Raw genomic sequence first — 5,306 nt, forward strand, 5'->3', positions numbered from 1 at the left:
CTTCAGATGGGCTTCTGGTACAACTGGAAGGGTGTTAACGTTCTCGTCCCGCAGTCGGGAACTTGGAGTGACATGCAGGGTCACAGCTGGGCGTGGAGTACGAACCCAGATGGAAGCACCGAGTATTCGGGCCTTACGTTCAAGCTGGTTGACTTCCAGTGGAACTACGAGGGAACCGTCGAGGGGGTGAAACTCCAGGGGAAGGGCAGGTTCTCGCCTAGCATTCCGATAGTCCTTGAGAGTGATGGCTACAGCACTTACAGAGACCAGAAGACGGGCAGGACAACCGTCATCTACGGCTACATGAAACTTGAGGATCTCAGGCTTGAGAAGGTGGGTTCATGAGGAACCTCCTTGCGGTGGTTCTCCTCTCCTTTATAGTCGTCTCCACTGCCTGCCTCGGCCCTGAGGGGAACCCCACATCATCTTCCCCCCCAGATCGCAGTTCACAACTCCACAACAACCTCAACGGGAACAACAAGTTACGTCCCCAGGAGCTGGAAAATGGAGTTGGCCTGGAACATCTCGACCTCGGATATACCCTTCATGGATATGAACCCCGACGGGAGCCTTTCAGCGGTGGTTGACTGGGAAAGGGTCTACCTCTATCTAGTGAGGCCCGATAGCAAGAGTGCCGCCTTCGACGTCCGGGGGGAAGACCCGGTTAAGCCTGTTATTGCGGGCGTTATCGTGAAGGGTGGAAGGGCCTATGTCATTGCCAGCTATGCGGATTTCGCAGGGGTGAGGGTTTACTCATAGGGAGGCCAGAGCAGTGAAGAGAGGCACGGCTGGGCATGTAGTGTTGTCGAGGGCATCGCCCGCTCTCCGGGCGGGAACCACACCTGCTACCTCATAACTCCCAGCGCCGGAAGGCAGGAGCTATACTGTGATGGAAGGAAGCTGATCCTGAATTCTAACGAGTACGAGCTACACTCGGTCTCCGACTCCGGAGTGGTTGTTCTGGGAATCGGTGATAAATCCCTCGTGCTGAAGGAGGGCGAGAAGCTCCTTGAGATTAACAGCGGGAGCGTCATAGCTTACAGGGACAGGCTCCTCGCGAGCGAGGACGGGAAGCTCAGGGTGTACTCGCTTAGTGGTAAGGTTCTGGCAGAGAGGGAAGGCTACACCTTCAGGATGATGACGCTGATGCGCTGGACGCTAATTCCAACGGCGAAATACCTATTCAGGTACGAGCCCTTGGAGGACACCTCGGTCCTCACTTGGAACCTCAGCGAGGTCAGAACCCTTTTCGGTTTCCCCTACTTCGCGAATGATAACTTCGTCATCATGGGTGAGGAAGGAACCCTTCACTGCTACTCTCTTGAAGATTTCCACGAGGTCTTCAGCGTTGATGTGCCCGTGGATATAGGCTATGTGAAACTCAGCAATGACGGGAGGATTCTCCTGGTCTCGGGCGAAATGGGTGGCTTTTGGTTTTATCGGGCCACCGCTTCCGGTGGTTGAATATGATGGGGGTCTGTGGTATGGGAAAACGTAATCTGGCACTGATATTGGCTGCAGTCGTGCTGTTTGGAGTTATTTCCAGCGGATGCCTCGGCGGGGGAAATAGTAGAACTTCCAGCCATTATGAAAGCTCAACTACTCCTTCGACTTCATCCACGGTGACCTCAGGAACGGCAACACAGGCATCTGCAACGTGGGAAACGCCATGGAACGCCTACAACCCCGTGATGGTTGATGGGAAGGCCTACTACGTAACTCAGATTGAGTACACGTTCACCATAAAGACCGGCGAGGGGGAGCGGAGCTATAAGGTAGTTAAAAAGAGGGGTTATATCAAGGCGCACGTCTACTCCGAGGAGAAGGGAGGGAAGAAAGACCTCGGGGAGTTCAACCTCTTCGCCTACTGTGGAGAGATAACTCCCCTCACAGGCCCGGCCAACAGCACCTTCGAGTACATAGTGGCAGTTAAGGAGAGAACCAACGACACCGACAGGTACTTTCTCCAGCCTCTGCCGAACTTCGAGGCTCTCGGAACTGGAAATGCTGTTGTAGTGGAAGCCAGAAGCGGTGGTGGGTACTTCTACTGGAGCAATCCACCGGCCATAGGCCAGTACTCTGAGTTGCCCTACACGGAGGGAGATGCAAACAACGTTCTGAGCGGGCTTGGGAACTACCTCTTCCAGGGTTGGGTCGCCCTCGTTAGCTCCGGCGCCTGGAGCGGTCTGGAAGGACACGATCTTCTCAAAAAGGACGAGTACATTTTCTCCTTCATGGGAATGGGCTACCACTATAAGATTTCTCCAGACGGTAGCGTAACCCTCGGCGGCAAGTCCTTCAGGGTCAGCAACGCTGAGTGGAGCTACTCCCTAGGTGGCGTTAGCATGCAGGGAAAGGCAACTATAGCACCTTCTCTACCGGTGCCGATAGGGGCTGAGGGGAATTTTGTTGACCTTAGCTCGGGAACCAAGATCTATTCAAAGCTGAAGATCGATGACATAAAGCTTGAGGGGAAAATAGGAGGATTGGCTGTCTCCATAGATAAGCCAACATCACCGGGTGAGGAGACCGGAACCAGCACCGGGACCTCAACTCAGTCGGAGAGGCCTTCTTCAGACAACTGGAAGCTCGCCTGGGATGCCAGCAAGCCGATGAAAATCGGGGAGGGCACATACGTGCTCAAGGCCATCACTTATGAGATCACTTATAAACTGGCCGGTCAGGAAGTTCACTACACGATGGAGCGTGGCTACGAGAGGACGGATGACGGTTACAAGGCCTACGCCGTAGTGAGGATGGAAGACGGCTCTGAGTACAGGTTCAAGGTCTACTTCTCCCCGGACGAGCTTGAGGAGTACACCGGTTGGGTACTGTGGATGCCCTCGGTTCTTCAGCTAACCGAGAGCAACTCTCCTGAAAAGGTAGTTATAGAAGGGCCTTCATGCAGTTACACCTACGATGAGGAGAGCGGAGAGATGAACGGGGACATGAACTGCGGTGCCGAGATTAGGGAGAGTCCCTTCGACCAGATATGGGATCTCTACAACGGCTTTGCAGGCGGAATCTACGGTGATGTTGTCGAGGTTATCTCACTAAGTGGGAAGCGGTAAGGGCTACACGGTGCAGCCCGCGGGAAGCATGAAGCTCGCGGGAATGGACTTCCAGGTGTACAGTGTAAAGTGGAGCGGATCCCTTCTGGAAATGTCCGCGAACGGGGAAACGGTTGTAGCACCACAGCTACCAATTCCAGTTGAGATAACAGCATCGATAGCCTACCCAGGAGAAGCGCTCTACGTCCACGTTAAGGTAACCGGTTTGAGGCTCGAAAGATCGAGCTAAACTTTAAATCCCCTTTCTCTCTATCTTTTCATATGTTTGGAAGGTATGAACTGAGGACGCAGTTCATCAAGGTCGGCGGGGTTAAAATCCACATCGTTGAGGGGAGTCCCGGCCTCTTTCGCTACCGGAGGGACGATGTCACGGCCGTATTCAAGGGCGGAAAGGGAATTGACATCCTGCCAACCCCCGCCGAGGGCTACGGCGTGAAGCTCCTCATGATAGACCTTATGGAGAAGGTCATGGTTCCGCCGGGGGAGTCCTTCGTTTTCTACCTTGAGGCCCCCTTCGAGGTTCAGGTCTCGGTTGATGGTAAGACCATAGACCGGTTCCAGCTCTTCAGGGAGAAATACGCCCTCTACGGGACGCCCCAGATAGGTGCGATAGCGAGGTATTGGAAGTCGGGCGTTTACACCTCCATACCAGAACATTCCGGCGTCGTTAAGGTCGTCTTACTCAATAAGAGCAAGAACTGGAGGGAGGTTGACCACATAGTGTTCTTCATAAAGGACAGCGTTATGTACTATACTGAGGACAGGGCCTTCTACCCCTTGATCATAGTCGAGTTCAGGTCGAAGGTTCCCGAGGTGAACAACACGGGAAAGCCCCCAGAGGAGAACCTTACCCCGACGAAGGAGGAACTCCCCCTCCCCAACTTCCTGATGAGGTGGTGAAGATGGACGTCTCATCCCTTAACATAACGCTCCTTTCGGGTCTTGATGAGGGGAGCATATCGATAACCCTCCTCTCAATCATCAAGGCGGTCGCCGTACTCGTCCTCGGGATTATACTGGCCAAGATTATCAAAGCGGAGGTTCTACGGGCCTCAAGGAACACCACCTACGTCTGGATAATAAACGAGGAGACTGCCTCGGCTCTCTACAACCTGATCGTCTTTATAGTGGTCATAGAGGCACTCAATGTGGTGGGGATACTCTCCTACAAACTCTGGGGGGTTACCCTCAGCAATCTTCTCATAGCCCTGCTGGTATTCTACTTCTCCTATCTACTAGCGAAGAAGTCCAAGGAGTACCTCGTCTCTAGGGCACCGCAGAGCAAGCTCCCCGAAGTTCAGCTCAAGGCCAAGCTCTTCTACTACACCGTGATAACCCTTGCCTTTTTCATCTCCCTGAACATAGCCGGCATAAGCAGTGAGCTGTCAACGCTTCTGGCCGCGGCTGGAATAACCGGTATCGTCCTTGGTTTCGCCTCTCAGGCAGTCATTTCAAACTTCATCTCCGGGATTTTCATGTACTTCGACAAGCCCCTCCAGGTCGGCGACGCGGTCAGGCTTCCTGAGTCGGGCGTCGAGGGCATAGTTGAGGACATTCACATCCTCTCGACGAGGATAAGGCAGTGGGACGGAACGCTGATAAGGATACCAAACGCCTCCCTCTTCAACAGCAGCATAGTAAACCTCCAGAGGTACCCCGTAAGGAGGACGACGATAACCGTGGGGATTTCCTATAAGTCGGATATTCAGAAGGCCATCGACACCATACTCAGGATCCTTGACGAGGAGCCCTACGTTCTGGCAAAGCCCGAGCCGAGGGTTTATGTGGAGGAACTCGGCGACAGCTCCGTGAACCTCATGATATGGGCATGGGTTCCCAGCTCCCTCTGGGTTGGACAGAACTTCCTGCGTTCAAGGTTCCATCTCCTCCAGAAGATAAAGAAGACTCTTGAGGCAGAGGGAGTTGAAATACCCTTCCCACAGAGGGTCAACTGGTTCGCTGAGGAGCTTAGGATCAGGATAGAGGACTCCGGGAGGGGATGAGCCTCACCCCTCCTTTTCTATCAGGGCGTAGAAGAAGCCTATGGTTCTGTGCCTGTGGGGCCACACCCTCATCGTGCCCTCCAGAAAACCGGGCTGTAGGGTCTCTCTATGGGAACCGGCCGGGCACCTCCATGCCTTCCCAGAAACCACTTAACGACGTCCTCGTTCTCCTCTGGTAGCATCGAGCACGTTGATAAAGAAGCCTTCCGCCGGGCTTTAAGAGCCTCCAGGC

The 5,306-nt window shown here is 54.0% G+C and carries 6 protein-coding genes and 2 pseudogenes; 7 read left to right on the top strand and 1 reads right to left on the bottom strand.

Features of this window, described 5'->3' with window-relative positions; genetic code table 11:
* The 7 genes and pseudogenes from MVD07_RS08260 to MVD07_RS08290 all read left to right on the top strand — a co-directional run.
* A pseudogene (locus MVD07_RS08260) lies at nt 1-345 on the top strand (hypothetical protein); the annotation flags it as partial.
* 159 nt (nt 346-504) lie between these two features.
* Nucleotides 505-759 (top strand): hypothetical protein, encoded by a 255-nt coding sequence (locus MVD07_RS08265; RefSeq protein ID WP_297500713.1) that lies wholly within the window; start codon nt 505-507, stop codon nt 757-759.
* A 192-nt stretch (nt 760-951) separates the two neighbouring features.
* Nucleotides 952-1,464, top strand: a complete 513-nt coding sequence (locus MVD07_RS08270) for a hypothetical protein (RefSeq protein ID WP_297500716.1) — start codon at nt 952-954, stop codon at nt 1,462-1,464.
* A 20-nt stretch (nt 1,465-1,484) separates the two neighbouring features.
* The gene (locus tag MVD07_RS08275) at nt 1,485-3,071 is read left to right on the top strand and encodes a hypothetical protein (protein ID WP_297500719.1); all 1,587 of its coding nucleotides are present in this window, start codon (nt 1,485-1,487) and stop codon (nt 3,069-3,071) included.
* The gene (locus MVD07_RS08280; RefSeq protein WP_297500722.1) at nt 3,058-3,300 is read left to right on the top strand and encodes a hypothetical protein; all 243 of its coding nucleotides are present in this window, start codon (nt 3,058-3,060) and stop codon (nt 3,298-3,300) included. Before MVD07_RS08275 ends, MVD07_RS08280 begins: the two co-directional genes overlap by 14 nt.
* A gap of 32 nt (nt 3,301-3,332) precedes the next feature.
* Complete coding sequence (locus tag MVD07_RS08285) at nt 3,333-3,971, top strand: DUF432 domain-containing protein (RefSeq protein ID WP_297500725.1); 639 nt, start codon at nt 3,333-3,335, stop codon at nt 3,969-3,971.
* Between the two features lie 2 nt (nt 3,972-3,973).
* A complete protein-coding gene (locus tag MVD07_RS08290; RefSeq protein ID WP_297500728.1) occupies nt 3,974-5,074 on the top strand; it encodes a mechanosensitive ion channel family protein in 1,101 nt (366 codons plus the stop codon).
* Nucleotides 5,075-5,077: 3 nt separating this feature from the next.
* On the opposite strand, the pseudogene MVD07_RS08295 reads toward MVD07_RS08290, so the two are convergent.
* A pseudogene (locus MVD07_RS08295) lies at nt 5,078-5,306 on the bottom strand (Fmu (Sun) domain-containing protein); the annotation flags it as partial.

The sequence above is a fragment of the Thermococcus sp. genome (assembly GCF_027008145.1).
Lineage (GTDB): Archaea > Methanobacteriota_B > Thermococci > Thermococcales > Thermococcaceae > Thermococcus.

Coding starts and splice junctions, on each gene's coding strand:
- MVD07_RS08265 (WP_297500713.1), top strand. CDS start 505: ATGGAGTTGGCCTGGAACATCTCGACCTCGGATATACCCTTCATGGAT.
- MVD07_RS08275 (WP_297500719.1), top strand. CDS start 1,485: ATGGGAAAACGTAATCTGGCACTGATATTGGCTGCAGTCGTGCTGTTT.
- MVD07_RS08285 (WP_297500725.1), top strand. CDS start 3,333: ATGTTTGGAAGGTATGAACTGAGGACGCAGTTCATCAAGGTCGGCGGG.
- MVD07_RS08290 (WP_297500728.1), top strand. CDS start 3,974: ATGGACGTCTCATCCCTTAACATAACGCTCCTTTCGGGTCTTGATGAG.